The organism is Serratia sp. CY33525 (genome assembly GCF_052169115.1).
GTDB classification, from domain to species: domain Bacteria; phylum Pseudomonadota; class Gammaproteobacteria; order Enterobacterales; family Enterobacteriaceae; genus Serratia; species Serratia sarumanii.
Map to the genome: position 1 here is coordinate 1 of NZ_JBJNLK010000014.1, position 16,103 is coordinate 16,103.

Sequence of the window (16,103 nt, forward strand, 5' to 3'; positions counted from 1 at the left end):
GCGGCAATAGCGCGGTGGTCCCACCTGACCCCATGCCGAACTCAGAAGTGAAACGCCGTAGCGCCGATGGTAGTGTGGGGTCTCCCCATGCGAGAGTAGGACACTGCCAGGCATCAAATTAAGCGTGCTGATATGGCTCAGTTGGTAGAGCGCACCCTTGGTAAGGGTGAGGTCCCCAGTTCGACTCTGGGTATCAGCACCACTTTATTTAAAGTGGGTATAGAAGTTCGGCAGAAAAAAGAATTTGCTTGGCGGCAATAGCGCGGTGGTCCCACCTGACCCCATGCCGAACTCAGAAGTGAAACGCCGTAGCGCCGATGGTAGTGTGGGGTCTCCCCATGCGAGAGTAGGACACTGCCAAGCATCAAATAAGCAAAAAGGCCATCCGAAAGGATGGCCTTTTTGCTTTTCAGTCCTTTTACTCTCTCTACTCATATCTTGGGGCAGATCGCGCAATGAAACATTTTCACCTTTCCGCTGAATGCTCGACAGCGACGGAAAAAAACGCTATCTTCGGGCATCTAGAAGTCTAAACGTATAAATGGATGTGTGAGGGTTAAGCAATGCCGATTCGTGTTCCTGATGAGTTACCTGCGGTCAATTTCTTGCGCGGTGAGAATGTCTTCGTGATGACATCCTCGCGGGCAAAAACACAGGAAATCAGGCCACTGAAAGTGCTGATCCTCAACCTGATGCCAAAGAAGATCGAAACGGAAAACCAGTTTCTGCGCCTGTTGTCCAACTCGCCGCTGCAGATTGATATCCAGTTGCTGCGTATCGACAGCCGCGAATCGAAGAACACGCCGGCCGAGCATCTGAATAACTTCTACTGCGACTTCGAGGATATCCAGAACGAGAACTTCGATGGTTTGATCGTCACCGGCGCGCCGCTGGGGCTGGTCGATTTCTGCGATGTTGCCTACTGGCCGCAGATCGAACGGGTGATCGACTGGGCCAAGCACCACGTTACCTCCACGCTGTTCGTGTGCTGGGCGGTACAGGCGGCGTTGAATATTCTGTATGGCATTCCCAAGATGACGCGCGAAGTGAAGCTCTCCGGCGTTTACCCGCACCAAACGCTACAGCAGCATGCGTTGCTGACGCGCGGCTTCGACGAAAGTTTCCTGGCGCCGCATTCACGCTATGCCGATTTCCCGACTGAGGTGATTCGCCAATATACCGACCTGGATATTCTGGCCGAATCCGAACAGGCGGGCGCCTACCTGTTCGCCAGCAGGGATAAGCGCCTGGCGTTCGTCACCGGCCATCCGGAGTATGATGCGCTGACCCTGGCGGGGGAGTATTGTCGCGACCACGAAGCTGGCCTCGATCCCGCCGTTCCGCTCAACTACTTCCCCGATGACAACCCCGCACTGACACCGAAAGCCACCTGGCGCAGCCATGGCCATCTGCTGTTTTCCAACTGGCTCAACTATTACGTCTACCAGATCACGCCGTACGATCTGCGTCATATGAATCCGACGCTCGACTGATCTTTTCTGCCTGCCGGCGGCTGAATCGAGGCCGCCGCTCCGTTGATCCTCTGCAAGATCCTCTTTTTATCCGTCACTTCTCCAGTAAATTCTTTGTTCAACAAGGCGTTAGTGCGTCTTCATCAATTTACTGGAAGCGATTTCCTTACCTGTCATTATTGTTATCTTATCTAACCAATTGATAATAAAGTGTTAATAAAATATTTAATAATAAAATGGAAATGGTTTTTGATTTTTATTTTTTGTTGAGTATTCTTAGAGCTATCGGGATGAGATCTGACCAGTTGAGGATCGTTTCATCCGCCCTGATCCACAGTGATTTCTGATGAAAATGCGCCGGTCGCGCGGGCGCAACGATGGGAAGGAGCAAGGTCATGACGCAACAGATAGCAGGCACGGAGTTAAGGTTTACGCAGGGTTTCGCCGCAGCGGAGCGCCAGGTGTTGACCGATGAAGCGGTTGAATTCCTGGCGGAACTGGTGGGGAAATTCACGCCGCGGCGCAACGAGCTGCTGGCGGCGCGTGTCCGCTGGCAGCAAAATATCGATCGCGGCGAACTGCCGGGGTTTATTTCGGAAACCACTTCCATTCGTGAAGGTGACTGGCAGATCCGCGGCATTCCGCAAGATCTGCGTGACCGCCGGGTCGAGATCACCGGGCCGGTTGAGCGCAAGATGGTGATCAATGCGCTTAATGCCAACGTAAAAGTGTTCATGGCGGACTTCGAAGACTCGCTGGCGCCAAGCTGGGACAAAGTCATCGACGGCCAAATCAACCTGCACGATGCGGTTAACGGCACCATTTCCTTCACCAATGAAGCCGGCAAGATCTACCAGCTGAAACCGAACCCGGCGGTGTTAATCGCCCGCGTGCGCGGCCTGCATTTGCCGGAAAAACACGTGCTGTGGCGTGATGAAGCCATTCCCGGCGGCCTGTTCGATTTCGCGCTGTACTTCTACCACAACTATCGTCAGCTGCTGGCCAAGGGCAGCGGCCCATATTTCTACCTGCCGAAAACCCAGTCCTGGGAAGAGGCGGCCTGGTGGAGCGATGTCTTCAGCTTTACCGAGGATCGTTTCGATCTGCCGCGCGGCACCATCAAAGCGACCGTGCTGATCGAAACCCTGCCGGCGGTGTTCCAGATGGACGAAATCCTCTACCACCTGCGCGATCACATCGTGGGTCTGAACTGCGGCCGCTGGGATTACATCTTCAGCTACATCAAAACGCTGAAGAATCACGGCGATCGCGTGCTGCCGGATCGTCAGTCGGTGACCATGGAGAAACCTTTCCTCAGCGCCTATTCGCGCCTGCTGATCAAAACCTGTCATAAGCGCGGCGCGTTCGCCATGGGCGGCATGGCGGCGTTTATCCCGAGCAAAGACGCCGAGAAAAACGCCTGGGTGCTGAACAAGGTGCGGGCGGACAAAGAGCTGGAGGCCAGCAACGGCCACGACGGCACCTGGGTGGCGCACCCGGGGCTGGCGGACACGGTGATGGAAGTGTTCGGCAAAGCGCTGGGCGATCGCCAAAACCAGCTGGAGGTGCTGCGTGAGCAAGACGCGCCGATCAGCGCCGCACAGCTGCTGGAACCGTGCGACGGCGAGCGTACCGAAGCGGGGATGCGCGCCAATATCCGCGTGGCGGTGCAGTACATCGAAGCCTGGATCTCCGGCAACGGCTGTGTGCCGATTTACGGTTTGATGGAAGATGCAGCCACGGCGGAAATCTCCCGTACGTCTATCTGGCAGTGGATCCACCACGAGAAGAGCCTGAGCGACGGGCGCCCGGTCACCAAGGCGCTGTTCCGCCAGATGCTGCAAGAAGAGATGTTGGTGGTGCGTGAAGAAGTGGGGGAAGCGCGCTTTAACGCCGGCCGGTACGAAGAGGCGGCGCGCCTGATGGAGCGCATCACCACGCAAGATGAGTTAATCGATTTCCTGACGCTGCCCGGCTATGAGCTGCTGGCCTGAATTTTCCCAATCAACCCTACATGACTGAAAGGATAAAAATTATGTCTACCTCTCGCTCTCAACAGATCCAGCAGCTGGAACAGGAATGGAAATCGGCCCGTTGGGAAGGCATCACCCGCCCTTACAGCGCCGAAGACGTGATCAACCTGCGCGGTTCGGTCAACCCGGAATGCACTCTGGCGCAAAACGGTGCCGCCAAACTGTGGGCGTTGCTGAACGGCAAGGCGCGCAAAGGCTACGTGAACTGCCTGGGCGCGCTCACCGGCGGCCAGGCGCTGCAACAGGCCAAGGCCGGCGTCGAGGCTATCTACCTGTCCGGTTGGCAGGTGGCGGCGGACGCCAACAGCGCAGCGGCCATGTACCCTGACCAGTCGCTGTATCCGGTGGACTCGGTGCCGAAGGTGGTCGAGCGCATCAACAATACCTTCCGCCGCGCCGATCAGATCCAATGGGCTAACCAGATTGAGCCGGGCAGCAAAGGCTACACCGATTATTTCCTGCCGATCGTCGCCGATGCGGAAGCCGGCTTCGGCGGCGTGCTGAACGCCTTCGAGCTGATGAAAGCGATGATCACCGCCGGTGCCGCCGGGGTGCACTTTGAAGATCAGCTGGCGGCGGTGAAGAAATGCGGCCATATGGGCGGCAAAGTGCTGGTGCCGACGCAGGAAGCGATTCAGAAGCTGGTCGCCGCGCGCCTGGCGGCCGACGTGCTCGGCGTGCCGACGCTGGTGATCGCCCGCACCGACGCCGATGCGGCCGACCTGCTGACCTCCGATTGCGATCCGTATGACAGCGCCTTCGTCACCGGCGAGCGCACGGCGGAAGGCTTCTTCCGCACCCATGCGGGCGTCGAGCAGGCGATCAGCCGCGGCCTAGCTTACGCCCCCTACGCAGATATGGTGTGGTGCGAAACCTCAACGCCGGATCTGGATGCCGCTCAGCGCTTCGCCGACGCCATCCACGCCAAATACCCGGGCAAGCTGCTGGCCTACAACTGCTCGCCGTCGTTCAACTGGAAAAAGAACCTCGACGACCAGACCATCGCCCGCTTCCAGCAGGCGCTGTCGGACATGGGCTACAAGTATCAGTTCATTACGCTGGCGGGCATCCACAGCATGTGGTTCAACATGTTCGACCTGGCGCACGCCTATGCGCAGGGCGAGGGCATGAAACACTACGTCGAGAAGGTGCAGCAGGCGGAGTTCGCCGCGGTGGATCGCGGTTACACCTTCGCGTCGCACCAGCAAGAGGTGGGCACCGGCTACTTCGACAAGGTCACCACCATTATTCAGGGCGGCGCCTCTTCGGTCACTGCGCTGACCGGTTCGACGGAAGAACAGCAGTTCTGATGCGGCAAGCTTGAAGACGTTTCATCCGGAGCCTGCATGCGCAGGCTTCTTTTTCTGGCGGGGGTAAGGATGGCGGCAAAACTGGAGTTGTTGATCGCACAGACGATCCTGCAAGGCTTCGATGCGCAGTACGGCCGCTTTCTGGAAGTGACCGCCGGCGCGCAGCAGCGCTTCGAGCAGGCGGACTGGCCGGCGGTGCAGCGGGCGATGAAAAAACGCATCCATCTGTATGACCATCACGTCGGCCTGGTGGTGGAGCAGCTCAAATGCATCACCGGGCAGAAATACTTCGACGCTGACTTCCCCAGCCGGGTCAAAGCGGTCTATATCGACCTGCTGCCGGACTACCCGCGCTTCGAGATCGCCGAAAGCTTCTTTAACTCGGTCTACTGTCGGCTGTTCAAGCACCGCGATCTGACGCCGGACAAGCTGTTCGTGTTCAGTTCGCAGCCGGAGCGGCGCTTTCGCGACATTCCGCGTCCGCTGGCGCGCGATTTCACCCCCAATGGCGATCTGCCGGCGATGCTGCGCAGCGTGCTGAGCGATCTGCCGCTGCGGCTGCCGTGGGAGGATTTGACGCGCGATATTCACTACATCACTCAGGCGCTGCAACGCGCCTTCAGCGCACAGCAGTTGGCGGGGGCAACCTTCCAGATCGCCAACGAACTGTTCTATCGCAACAAGGCCGCCTGGCTGGTCGGCAAGCTGCGTCTGGCCGACGGCGTTTATCCGTTCTTGCTGCCTATCCACCACAGCGAGTCGGGCGCGCTGTTTATCGACGCCTGCCTGACCGGTAAGGCCGAGGCCAGCATCGTCTTCGGCTTCGCCCGATCTTATTTCATGGTCTATGCGCCGCTGCCGGCGGCGATGGTGGAGTGGCTGCGCGAGATCCTGCCGGGCAAAACCACCGCCGAGCTGTACATGGCGATCGGCTGCCAGAAGCACGGCAAAACCGAATGCTATCGCGAATACCTGACCTTTATGGCGCAGTCGCAGGAGCAGTTCATTATCGCGCCGGGGGTGAAGGGCATGGTGATGCTGGTGTTCACCCTGCCATCCTTCGATCGGGTGTTTAAAGTGATTAAAGACGAATTCGCCCCGCAAAAAGAGGTGACGCAGGCGCAGGTGATGGCCTGCTATCAGCTGGTGAAAGAGCATGACCGCGTCGGGCGCATGGCGGATACCCAGGAGTACGAGAATTTCGTCGTCGACAAGGCGCGCCTCAGCCCGGCGCTGTTGGCGGAGCTGCAGCGCGAAGTGCCGGGCAAGCTGGAAGATCTCGGCGATCGCATCGTGATCAAACATCTGTATATGGAACGGCGCATGACGCCGCTGAACCTGTATCTGGAGCAGGCCAACGACCAGCAGATGCGCGATGCGATCGAAGAGTACGGCAATGCCATCAAGCAGCTGGCCGCCGCCAATATCTTCCCCGGCGACATGCTGTTCAAGAACTTCGGCGTGACGCGCCACGGGCGGGTGGTGTTCTACGACTACGACGAAATTTGCTACATGACCGAGGTCAACTTCCGCGACATTCCGCCGCCGCGCTATCCGGAGGACGAGCTGGCCAGCGAGCCGTGGTACAGCATCGCGCCCAACGACGTGTTCCCGGAGGAGTTCCGCCACTTCCTGTGCGGCGATCGGCGCATTCGGCAGGTGTTTGAAGAATTGCACAGCGATCTGTTTACCGCGGAGTATTGGCGCGGGTTACAGCAGCGCATCCGCGAGGGGCACGTGGAAGACGTGTTCGCTTACCGCAAGAAGCAGCGGTTCAGCCAGCGCAGCGGGGCGGCGCTGCCGGCCGCCACCGCTGCGATGTAAATCAGGCCTGGGCGCCCGCGACGGCGGCGCGCGCCAGTTCGGTGATGCGCGCGTAGTCGCCGCTTTCCAGCGCGTCCGCCGGCACCAGCCAGGAGCCGCCGATGCACAGCACGCTTTTCAGCGCCAGATAGCTGCGGTAGTTGTCCGGCGAGATGCCGCCGGTCGGGCAGAAGCGCACCTGCGGGAACGGGCCGCCGATCGCCTGCAGCGCTTTTACGCCGCCGTTGGCTTCCGCCGGGAAGAATTTAAACTCGCGCAGGCCGTAATCCATGCCCAGCATCAGTTCGGAAACGGTGCTGATGCCCGGAATAAGCGGAATGGACCCGGCGGTGGCCGCCTTGAGCAGCTCGTCGGTCAGCCCCGGGCTGATGGCGAACTGCGCGCCGGCCTCGGTCACTTCACGCAGCTGCTGCGGATTGATCACGGTACCGGCGCCGATGATCGCTTCCGGCACTTCTTGGGCGATGGCGCGAATGGCGTCCATGGCGCAGGCGGTGCGCAGCGTCACTTCCAACACCCGCACGCCGCCGGCGACCAGCGCTTTCGCCAACGGCACCGCATGTTCCAGCTTGTTGATCACGATCACCGGCACCACCGGCCCCGCCGTCAGGATCTGCTCGGCGCTTGTTTTCCACTTGTTCATGATGACGTTCTCCTTTGTGGCCGCCGCCAGGCGGCGATGCGGCCAGGCTATCGATTAAAATGTGATGCAGCAGGCGCCCTGCTCGGCGCCGGACAGCTGGCTGCGCAGTGCGCCGAACAGCTCGCGGCCGCAGCCGATGTGTTCTGCGCTCAGATCGGGTTGGCACGGCGTGCGCTGGGCCAGTTCGTCGGCGTCGACCAGCACCTGCAGCTCGCCGCTGCGGCCGTTGACGCGGATCGGATCGCCGTCGCGCACTTTCGCCAGCAGGCCGCCGGTATAGGCTTCCGGGGTGACGTGGATGGCGGAAGGCACCTTGCCGGAGGCGCCGGACAGGCGGCCGTCGGTAACCAGCGCCACTTTGAAGCCGCGATCCATCAGCACGCCCAGCGGCGGCATCAGTTTGTGCAGCTCCGGCATGCCGTTGGCCTGCGGCCCCTGGAAGCGCACCACCACCACGCAATCGCGATCCAGCTTGCCGGCTTCAAACGCCGGCACGATGTCGTGCTGGCTGTCGAACACCACCGCCGGCGCTTCGATGATCTGGTTGTCGGCGGGCACCGCCGAGGTTTTCATCACCGCACGGCCCAGATTGCCGGCCATCACTTTGGTGCCGCCGTGATGCTCAAACGGCTGAGCGACGCTGGCGATCACGCTGGCGTCGAGCGAGCCGGCCACGCCTTCGCGCCACACCAGCTGGCCGTTGTCCAGCCACGGTTCCTGGGTATAGCGGTGCAGGCCGAAACCGGCCACGGTGTGCACGTCTTCGTGCAGCAGCCCGTGTTGCAACAGCTCACGCACCACCAGCGGCACGCCGCCGGCGGCCTGGAACTGGTTGATGTCGGCCGGGCCGTTCGGGTAGATGCGACACAGCAGCGGCACCGCCTCCGACAGCTCCGAGAAATCGTCCCAGGTGATGATGATGCCCGCCGCCCGCGCCATCGCCACCAGATGCATGGTCAGGTTGGTGGAGCCGCCGGTGGCCAGCAGCGAGACGATGCCGTTCACCACCACTTTCTCGTCCACCAGGCGGCCGATCGGCAGGTAGTTGCCGGCGGTGTCGGTCAGTCGCGTCACCTGGCGCGCAGCGGCGTCGTTCAGCGCGTCGCGCAGCGGCGTATCCGGATGCACGAAAGAGGCGCCCGGCAGGTGCAGGCCCATCACTTCCATCACCATCTGGTTGGTGTTGGCGGTGCCGTAGAAGGTGCAGGTGCCGATGCCGTGATAGGAGGCGGCCTCGGCTTCCAGCAGCGCCAGACGATCGGCCTTGCCCTCGGCGTACAGCTGGCGCACGCGCACCTTTTCCTTGTTCGGCAGGCCGCTGCTCATCGGGCCGGCCGGCACGAACAGCGCGGGCAGGTGGCCGAAGGAGAGGGCGGCCATCACCAGCCCCGGCACGATCTTGTCGCAGATGCCGAGGAACAGCGCGCCGTCGAACATATTGTGCGACAGGCCGACGGCGGCCGACATGGCGATCACGTCGCGGCTCATCAGCGACAGCTCCATGCCGTCCTGCCCCTGCGTCACGCCGTCGCACATCGCCGGCACGCCGCCGGCCACCTGGCCCACGGCGCCCACCGCCTTCAGCGCCTGCTTCAGCCGCTGCGGGTAGTGTTCGTACGGCTGGTGGGCCGACAGCATGTCGTTGTAGGCGGTGATGATGGCGATATCGCTGCGCACCATGTTTTTCAGCGCCGTCTTGTCATCGGGCTGACAGGCGGCGAAGCCGTGGGCCAGGTTGCCGCAGGCCAGCTGCGCGCGGTGGACGGTTTGGGAACGGGCCGCCTCGATGCGCGCCAGATAGGCGGCGCGGCTGGCCTGGGAACGGTGGATGATGCGCTGCGTGACACGGGACAAGGTTGGGTTAATCATGCCTTCCTCACATTGCTGTTGTTATAGTCGCCGCCTGTGGCGGTGCCCCCGGGGATGATTTGCAGCCCTGGTGTGCAAGGCCGGGGGCGATTTAGGATTTAAAACATCGTGAATGCAATCATGCCGATAGCGCCGCCGACGCTGCCCAGAATCGTTTCCATCACCGTCCAGGTTTTCAGCGTTTGCAGTTCGTTGGCGCCGGTGAATTTGCCGAACAGCCAGAAACCGGCGTCGTTGACGTGGCTCAGCACGATGGAGCCGCCGGCGATGCAGATAGCCAGCGCGGCCAGCTGCCCGCCGTTCAGCCCGAGCTGGCTGGTGACCGGCAGCACCAGGCCGACGGTGGTCAGACAGGCGACGGTGGCCGAGCCCTGAATCACCCGCACCATGGCGGAGAGCGCAAAGGCGGCCACGGCGATCGGCAGGCCGGCGCCGATCATGGCGTCACCCAGCGCCGGCCCTACGCCGGAATCCACCAGGATCTGTTTGAACACCCCGCCGGCGCCGGTCATCAGCAGGATGATCCCGGCCGGTTGCACCGCGGCGGAGCAGATGGCCAGCGTCTGTTCGTTGCTCATGCCGCGCGGCTTCGCCAGGCCGTAAATCACGATCAGGCAGGCCAGCAGAATGGCGGTGAACGGGTGGCCGATAAACTCCAGCCACTGCTGCAGCTGCGAGCCGGGGGTGACCAGCCGCGCGCCGATGGTCTTCATGCCGACCAGCACCAGCGGGCACAGCACCAGCGCCAGGCTGAAGCCGAACGACGGCAAATTGCCCTTGGTCAACGTCGGCTCGTTCTCTTCCGGCGGCATCGGCCAGTTGACGAAGCGGCTGATAAAGCTGCCGTACAGCGGGCCGGCGATCAGCATGCCGATCACCGCCGCCACCAGGCCGATGGCGATCATCCAGCCGAAGTCGGCCTTCATCTGCGAAGCCAGCAGCATCGGCACCGGCCCCGGCAGCAGGAAGGAGGCGGCGGCGGCCACACCGGCGAACAGCGGAATGGCCAGCTTGACGATATTGCCGTCGGTGCGGCGCGCCACGGCGAACACGATGCCGATCAGCAGCACCACCGCCACGTCGAAGAACAGCGGCAGCGCGCAGATCAGGCCGGCGATGCCGAGCGCGTAGTGCGCCTTGCTTTGTCCGAATCGTTTCAGCAATTGCGCCGCAATTTGATCGAGCGCGCCGACCTCATGCAGGATCTTGCCGAACATCGCCCCGAGCGCCACCACGATCGCCAGGAAGCCCAGCGTGTCGCCCATGCCTTTTTGCATGGTGTCGGCAATATGGTCCAGCGGCATGCCGGAGAAGATGCCGGCGGCGATGGACACCAGCATCAGCGCGACGAAGGCGTGCATGCGCGCCTTCATCACCAGGAATAACAGCAGTAAAACCGAGCCGACTGCGGTACCGACCAGCGTTACGGTACTCACGCGCACACGTCCTGCGGCAGGAAGCTCTGGATATGGCGCACGGTATCGGCGATCACCGCGTCCAGCGGCTGGTTGATGTCGATCGCCATCACGTCGTTCTCGTCGGCGCCCGGCTGCTCCAGCGCGGCGAACTGGGTGACCAGCATCTGCGGTTTGAAGAAGTGGCCGTTACGCGCCGCCAGGCGGGATTCGATCACCGGGAACTCGCCGTGCAGATAGATGAACGACAGGTTGCCGTTGCCGGCGCGCAGGCGGTCGCGATACTGCTTTTTCAGCGCCGAGCAGACGATGATCGACACGTTGTTGGTGCGCTGCATGGCGAAGGCGGCGTCGTTGAGCGCGGCCAGCCACGGGGCGCGATCGTCGTCGTTCAACGCTTCGCCGGCGGCCATCTTCAGGATGTTGCTGCGCGGATGCAGGAAGTCGCCGTCGAGGAAGCCGGCGGAGAGTTGGCGGGCCGCGGCGGCGGCGACGGCGGACTTGCCGCTGCCGGAAACGCCCATAACGACGTAAATGCGATTTTGATTGTTGGTCATGGCTTGGCTCCAAAACACCGGGTGACGTTACCTTCGTTCAGCTTGTTTGTTACCGGTAACATGTTATCGGTAACATTGTCGAAGGAAGTTTGAGCGGTTGCAATGGGCTTTCGCCGTGAGGATCGTTAACTGTGATCGGCTTCAAGCTTTTTTCCCGTGCGCTACACAGGATGCCGATAGCCTGTTACATGCTGACAACAGAGCAAGGAATCAGGAGAGAGGGCGCACAGGGGCGCCCCTCGGAGGGGGTGGATCAGCGCACGCCGCCGTAGGCCAGGCTGATCTCTTTCGCCGCGTGGATCACCAGCGCCCCCAGCTCGATCACGCGATCGTCGGTGATGCGCGACACCGGGCCGGAGATGGAGATGGCGGCGAAGGCTTCGCGGTGCTCGTCGAAGATGCAGGCCGCCACGCAGCGCAGGCCGAGCGCGTGCTCTTCGTCGTCAAAGGAGAAGCCCTGTTTGCGGATCTGCGCCAGCCCCTCTTTCAGGTTGTGCGGCGTCAGGGTGTGCGGCGTGTAGGTGTGCATGCCTTTCTTGTGCAGCAGTTTGGTCACCTGATCGTCCGGCAGGGTGGCGAGGAACGCCTTGCCGGCGCCGGAGGCGTGCATCGGCAGTTTGCCGCCGATTGGCGCCGACATGCGCATCAGCGCCGTACACTGCACCTGATCGATGATGATCGCCTGGTACTCGCTGGTATCCAGCACCGCCAGGTTGACGGTTTCGCCGGACTCTTCCATCAGGCGGCGCAGCGTCGGGTGCACCATCGCCAGCAGGTTGCGGCTTTGCAGGAAGCTGCTGCCGACCACAAAGGCGTGCGAGCCGATGGTCCACAGGCCGAGATCGCCGACCTGGCGCACGAATCCCTGCTGCTGCATGGTGGTGAGCAGGCGGTGAGTGGTGGAGTTCGGCAGGCCGGCCTGCTGGGCCAGATCGGTCAGCGCCACGTTGCCCTGGGCTTCCGAAATGTACTCCAACAGCTTCAGGCCACGGGTCAATGATTGTACCTGACCGGTCGCCGCACTGGCGGCCGGGGCTGCTGCGCGGGGCTTCTTGCCGCGTTTGGCGGGAGCAGGGGTGGCCATGGGTGAGATTCCTTTTTCCGTATGATGGAATTCATTTTCGTTTTTTGTCGATGAATTGCAAGTCGCCGTCAGCTCATCGGAGGTGTTGGCGCACAACCTGAAAAACTCTCAATTGTCGTCTGCCCCTTTGTCCCTACAAGCTGTGCTAGGATGACTCGTTGGTTTTTGCGGCAGTTGAGCAATGGGCTGGATGGCAATGGAAGGGGTTACAGTGACGAATCGAGTAGAACAACTGCGCCGCCAGTTAGCGCAGCGCATTTTGGTGTTGGACGGCGGCATGGGCACCATGATCCAGAGCTATCGTCTGGATGAGCGCGATTTCCGCGGTGAGCGTTTCGCCGACTGGCGCAGCGATCTGAAAGGCAATAACGATCTGCTGGTGCTGACCAAGCCGGAAGTGATCGCCGCCATTCATTACGCCTATCTCGAGGCGGGCGCCGATATCCTTGAAACCAATACCTTCAACGCCACCTCCATCGCCATGGCCGACTACCACATGGAGTCGCTGTCCGCCGAGATTAACTATCAGGCCGCCTGCCTGGCGCGCACCTGCGCCGACGAATGGACGGCGCGCACGCCGGAAAAACCGCGCTACGTCGCCGGGGTGTTGGGGCCGACCAACCGCACCGCGTCCATCTCGCCGAACGTCAACGATCCGGCGTTCCGCAACATTTCGTTCGACGAGCTGGTGACGGCTTACCGTGAATCGACCCGTGCGCTGGTGGAGGGCGGCGTCGATCTGATCATGATCGAAACCATCTTCGACACCCTGAATGCCAAGGCCGCCGCCTTTGCGGTGGAAACCGAATTCGAAGCGCTGGGGGTGGAACTGCCGATCATGATTTCCGGCACCATCACCGACGCCTCCGGCCGCACTTTGTCCGGCCAGACCACCGAAGCGTTTTACAATTCGCTGCGCCACGTCAAGCCGCTGACCTTCGGCCTGAACTGCGCCCTGGGCCCGGATGAACTGCGTCAGTACGTCGCCGAGCTGGCGCGCATCTCGGAGACCTACGTCACCGCGCACCCGAATGCCGGTTTGCCGAACGCCTTCGGCGAGTACGATCTGGATGCGGCCGAGATGGCGCGCCAGGTCGGGGAATGGGCGCAGGCCGGCTTCCTCAATATCATCGGCGGCTGCTGCGGCACCACGCCGGAACATATCGCCGCGATGGCCAACGCGGTCGAGGGCGTGCCGCCGCGCCGGCTGCCGGAGATCCCGGTCGCCTGCCGCCTGGCGGGCCTGGAGCCGCTGACCATCGATGCCAACACCCTGTTCGTCAACGTCGGCGAGCGCACCAACGTCACCGGTTCGGCGCGATTCAAACGGCTGATCAAAGAAGAGAAATACAATGAGGCGCTCGACGTGGCGCGCCAGCAGGTCGAGAGCGGTGCGCAGATCATCGACATCAACATGGACGAGGGGATGCTCGACGCCGAAGCGGCGATGGTGCGCTTCCTTAACCTGATCGCCGGCGAGCCGGATATCGCCCGGGTGCCGATCATGATCGACTCCTCCAAGTGGTCCGTTATCGAGAAAGGCCTGAAATGCATCCAGGGCAAGGGCATCGTCAACTCGATCTCGATGAAGGAGGGCGAAGAGGCCTTTATCCACCACGCCAAACTGGTGCGCCGCTACGGCGCCGCGGTGGTGGTGATGGCGTTCGACGAAGTGGGGCAGGCTGATACCCGCGAGCGCAAGTTCGAGATCTGCCGCCGCGCCTATAACATTCTAACCGAGCGCGTCGGCTTCCCGCCGGAAGACATCATTTTCGACCCGAACATTTTCGCCGTCGCTACCGGTATCGAAGAGCACAACAACTACGCCGTCGACTTTATCGAAGCCTGCGCCGACATCAAAACCCACTTGCCGCACGCGATGATCTCCGGCGGCGTGTCCAACGTGTCGTTCTCGTTCCGCGGCAACGATCCGGTGCGTGAAGCGATCCACGCGGTGTTCCTGTATCACGCCATTCGCAACGGCATGGACATGGGCATCGTCAACGCCGGGCAATTGGCGATTTATGACGATTTAAGCGCCGAGCTGCGCGACGCGGTGGAGGACGTGATCCTCAACCGTCGCGAGGACGGCACCGAACGCCTGCTGGAGCTGGCCGAAAAATACCGTGGCAGCAAAGATAATGACGTGGCGGTGCAACAGGCCGAATGGCGCGGCTGGCCGGTGGAGAAACGGCTGGAGTATTCGCTGGTGAAGGGCATCACCGAATTTATCGAGCTGGACACCGAAGAAGCGCGGCAGCAGGCCGAACGCCCGATCGAAGTGATCGAAGGGCCGCTGATGGCGGGGATGAACGTGGTCGGCGATCTGTTCGGCGAGGGCAAGATGTTCCTGCCGCAGGTGGTGAAATCCGCCCGCGTGATGAAGCAGGCGGTGGCCTACCTGGAACCCTACATCGAGGCCAGCAAGCAGCAGGGCACCTCCGCGGGCAAAATCCTGTTGGCGACGGTGAAGGGCGACGTGCACGACATCGGCAAGAACATCGTCGGCGTGGTACTGCAGTGTAACAACTATGAAATCGTCGATCTGGGCGTGATGGTGCCGACGGAGAAAATCCTGCGCACCGCGCGCGAGGAGAACGTCGATATCATCGGCCTGTCGGGCCTGATCACGCCATCGCTGGACGAGATGGTCAACGTGGCCAAAGAGATGGAGCGCCAGGGCTTTACGTTGCCGCTGCTGATCGGCGGCGCCACCACCTCCAAGGCGCACACCGCGGTGAAAATCGAGCAGAACTACAGCGGCCCGACCACCTACGTGCAAAACGCCTCGCGCACCGTGGGCGTGGTGTCGGCGCTGCTGTCCGCCACCCAGCGCGACGAGTTTGTGGCGCGCACCCGCAAAGAGTATGAAACGGTGCGCATTCAGCATGCGCGCAAAAAGCCGCGCACGCCGCCGGTCGATTTGCAGAAGGCGCGCGCTAACGCCATGGCGCTGGACTGGGCCGATTATCAGCCGCCTGTGCCGCGGCAGCTCGGCGTGTTCCCGGTGGCGGCCGGCATCGAGACGCTGTGCCACTACATCGACTGGACGCCGTTCTTCATGACCTGGTCGCTGGCGGGCAAATACCCGCGCATCCTGGAAGACGAGGTGGTGGGGGAAGAGGCCAAGCGCCTGTTCCACGACGCCAATCAGATGCTGGATCGGCTGGCCGCCGAGCGCAGCCTCAACCCGCGCGGCGTTTACGGTCTGTTCCCGGCCAACCGCGTCGGCGATGACGTGGAGGTGTACCGCGACGAACGGCGTGACGAGGTGCTGGCGGTGAGCCGCCATCTGCGCCAGCAGACGGAAAAAACCGACTTCCCGAACTACTGCCTGGCGGACTTTGTGGCGCCGAAAAGCAGCGGCAAGGCCGACTACTTCGGCGCCTTCGCGGTGACCGGCGGGCTGGAGGAGGACGCGCTGGCGGCGGCGTACGACGCGCAGCACGACGATTACAACAAAATCATGGTCAAGGCGCTGGCGGATCGCCTGGCGGAGGCCTTCGCCGAATACCTGCATGAGCAGGTGCGCAAGCTGCACTGGGGCTATGCCGCCGACGAGAGCCTGAGCAACGAAGAGCTGATCCGCGAAAACTATCAGGGCATCCGGCCGGCGCCGGGCTACCCGGCCTGTCCGGAACACACCGAAAAAGCGATCATCTGGCAGCTGCTGGACGTCAACCGCCACACCGGCATGGAGCTGACGGAGTCCTTCGCCATGTGGCCGGGGGCGGCGGTGTCCGGCTGGTACTTCAGCCATCCTGAAAGCAAGTACTTCGCGGTGGCGCAGATCCAGCGCGATCAGGTGGAAGACTACGCGGCGCGTAAAGGGATGAGCGTGAGCGAGGTCGAACGCTGGCTGGCGCCTAACCTCGGCTACGACGCCGACTGATTTC

10 protein-coding genes, 1 tRNA gene and 2 rRNA genes are annotated in these 16,103 nt (G+C 62.0%); 8 read left to right on the forward strand and 5 right to left on the reverse strand.

Going from position 1 to position 16,103, the window contains the following annotated elements:
* The 7 genes from rrf (ACJ8IM_RS23370) to aceK all read left to right on the forward strand — a co-directional run.
* Nucleotides 1-112: ribosomal RNA gene (gene rrf, locus ACJ8IM_RS23370) — 5S ribosomal RNA — on the forward strand; the annotation flags it as partial.
* Between the two features lie 14 nt (nucleotides 113-126).
* Nucleotides 127-202: transfer RNA gene (locus tag ACJ8IM_RS23375), tRNA-Thr, on the forward strand.
* Between the two features lie 45 nt (nucleotides 203-247).
* A 5S ribosomal RNA gene (rrf, locus tag ACJ8IM_RS23380) occupies nucleotides 248-363 on the forward strand.
* A 200-nt stretch (nucleotides 364-563) separates the two neighbouring features.
* A complete protein-coding gene (metA, locus tag ACJ8IM_RS23385) occupies nucleotides 564-1,493 on the forward strand; it encodes a homoserine O-acetyltransferase MetA (RefSeq protein WP_033654730.1) in 930 nt (309 codons plus the stop codon).
* Nucleotides 1,494-1,867: 374 nt separating this feature from the next.
* Nucleotides 1,868-3,466: a malate synthase A gene (gene aceB, locus ACJ8IM_RS23390; protein ID WP_101455697.1), complete on the forward strand. Its 1,599-nt coding sequence runs from the start codon at nucleotides 1,868-1,870 to the stop codon at nucleotides 3,464-3,466.
* A gap of 41 nt (nucleotides 3,467-3,507) precedes the next feature.
* A complete protein-coding gene (aceA, locus tag ACJ8IM_RS23395) occupies nucleotides 3,508-4,815 on the forward strand; it encodes an isocitrate lyase (protein WP_004936630.1) in 1,308 nt (435 codons plus the stop codon).
* Nucleotides 4,816-4,884: 69 nt separating this feature from the next.
* Nucleotides 4,885-6,639 (forward strand): bifunctional isocitrate dehydrogenase kinase/phosphatase, encoded by a 1,755-nt coding sequence (gene aceK, locus ACJ8IM_RS23400; RefSeq protein WP_033649688.1) that lies wholly within the window; start codon nucleotides 4,885-4,887, stop codon nucleotides 6,637-6,639.
* A gap of 1 nt (nucleotide 6,640) precedes the next feature.
* On the opposite strand, the gene ACJ8IM_RS23405 is transcribed toward aceK, so the two are convergent.
* The 5 genes from ACJ8IM_RS23405 to iclR form a co-directional block, all read right to left on the reverse strand.
* Complete coding sequence (locus tag ACJ8IM_RS23405) at nucleotides 6,641-7,282, reverse strand: bifunctional 4-hydroxy-2-oxoglutarate aldolase/2-dehydro-3-deoxy-phosphogluconate aldolase (protein ID WP_033649689.1); 642 nt, start codon at nucleotides 7,280-7,282, stop codon at nucleotides 6,641-6,643.
* Between the two features lie 54 nt (nucleotides 7,283-7,336).
* Nucleotides 7,337-9,151, reverse strand: a complete 1,815-nt coding sequence (gene edd, locus ACJ8IM_RS23410) for a phosphogluconate dehydratase (protein WP_041036924.1) — start codon at nucleotides 9,149-9,151, stop codon at nucleotides 7,337-7,339.
* A gap of 98 nt (nucleotides 9,152-9,249) precedes the next feature.
* The gene (gene gntU, locus ACJ8IM_RS23415) at nucleotides 9,250-10,587 is read right to left on the reverse strand and encodes a gluconate transporter (RefSeq protein WP_033649721.1); all 1,338 of its coding nucleotides are present in this window, start codon (nucleotides 10,585-10,587) and stop codon (nucleotides 9,250-9,252) included.
* The gene (gene gntK / locus ACJ8IM_RS23420) at nucleotides 10,584-11,123 is read right to left on the reverse strand and encodes a gluconokinase (protein WP_004936645.1); all 540 of its coding nucleotides are present in this window, start codon (nucleotides 11,121-11,123) and stop codon (nucleotides 10,584-10,586) included. The genes gntU and gntK overlap by 4 nt, the downstream gene beginning before the upstream one ends.
* Nucleotides 11,124-11,376: 253 nt before the next feature.
* Nucleotides 11,377-12,207 carry a glyoxylate bypass operon transcriptional repressor IclR gene (gene iclR / locus ACJ8IM_RS23425; RefSeq protein ID WP_004936648.1) on the reverse strand — a complete coding sequence of 277 codons (831 nt, stop codon included), beginning with the start codon at nucleotides 12,205-12,207 and terminating at the stop codon, nucleotides 11,377-11,379.
* 196 nt (nucleotides 12,208-12,403) lie between these two features.
* On the opposite strand from iclR, the gene metH reads away from it, so the two are divergent.
* Nucleotides 12,404-16,099, forward strand: a complete 3,696-nt coding sequence (gene metH / locus ACJ8IM_RS23430) for a methionine synthase (protein ID WP_101455696.1) — start codon at nucleotides 12,404-12,406, stop codon at nucleotides 16,097-16,099.
* The last annotated feature ends 4 nt before the right edge of the window (nucleotides 16,100-16,103 follow it).

Coding starts and splice junctions, on each gene's coding strand:
- gntK (WP_004936645.1), bottom strand. CDS start 11,123: ATGACCAACAATCAAAATCGCATTTACGTCGTTATGGGCGTTTCCGGC.
- aceA (WP_004936630.1), top strand. CDS start 3,508: ATGTCTACCTCTCGCTCTCAACAGATCCAGCAGCTGGAACAGGAATGG.
- ACJ8IM_RS23405 (WP_033649689.1), bottom strand. CDS start 7,282: ATGAACAAGTGGAAAACAAGCGCCGAGCAGATCCTGACGGCGGGGCCG.
- aceK (WP_033649688.1), top strand. CDS start 4,885: ATGGCGGCAAAACTGGAGTTGTTGATCGCACAGACGATCCTGCAAGGC.
- aceB (WP_101455697.1), top strand. CDS start 1,868: ATGACGCAACAGATAGCAGGCACGGAGTTAAGGTTTACGCAGGGTTTC.
- edd (WP_041036924.1), bottom strand. CDS start 9,151: ATGATTAACCCAACCTTGTCCCGTGTCACGCAGCGCATCATCCACCGT.
- metA (WP_033654730.1), top strand. CDS start 564: ATGCCGATTCGTGTTCCTGATGAGTTACCTGCGGTCAATTTCTTGCGC.
- metH (WP_101455696.1), top strand. CDS start 12,404: ATGGAAGGGGTTACAGTGACGAATCGAGTAGAACAACTGCGCCGCCAG.
- iclR (WP_004936648.1), bottom strand. CDS start 12,207: ATGGCCACCCCTGCTCCCGCCAAACGCGGCAAGAAGCCCCGCGCAGCA.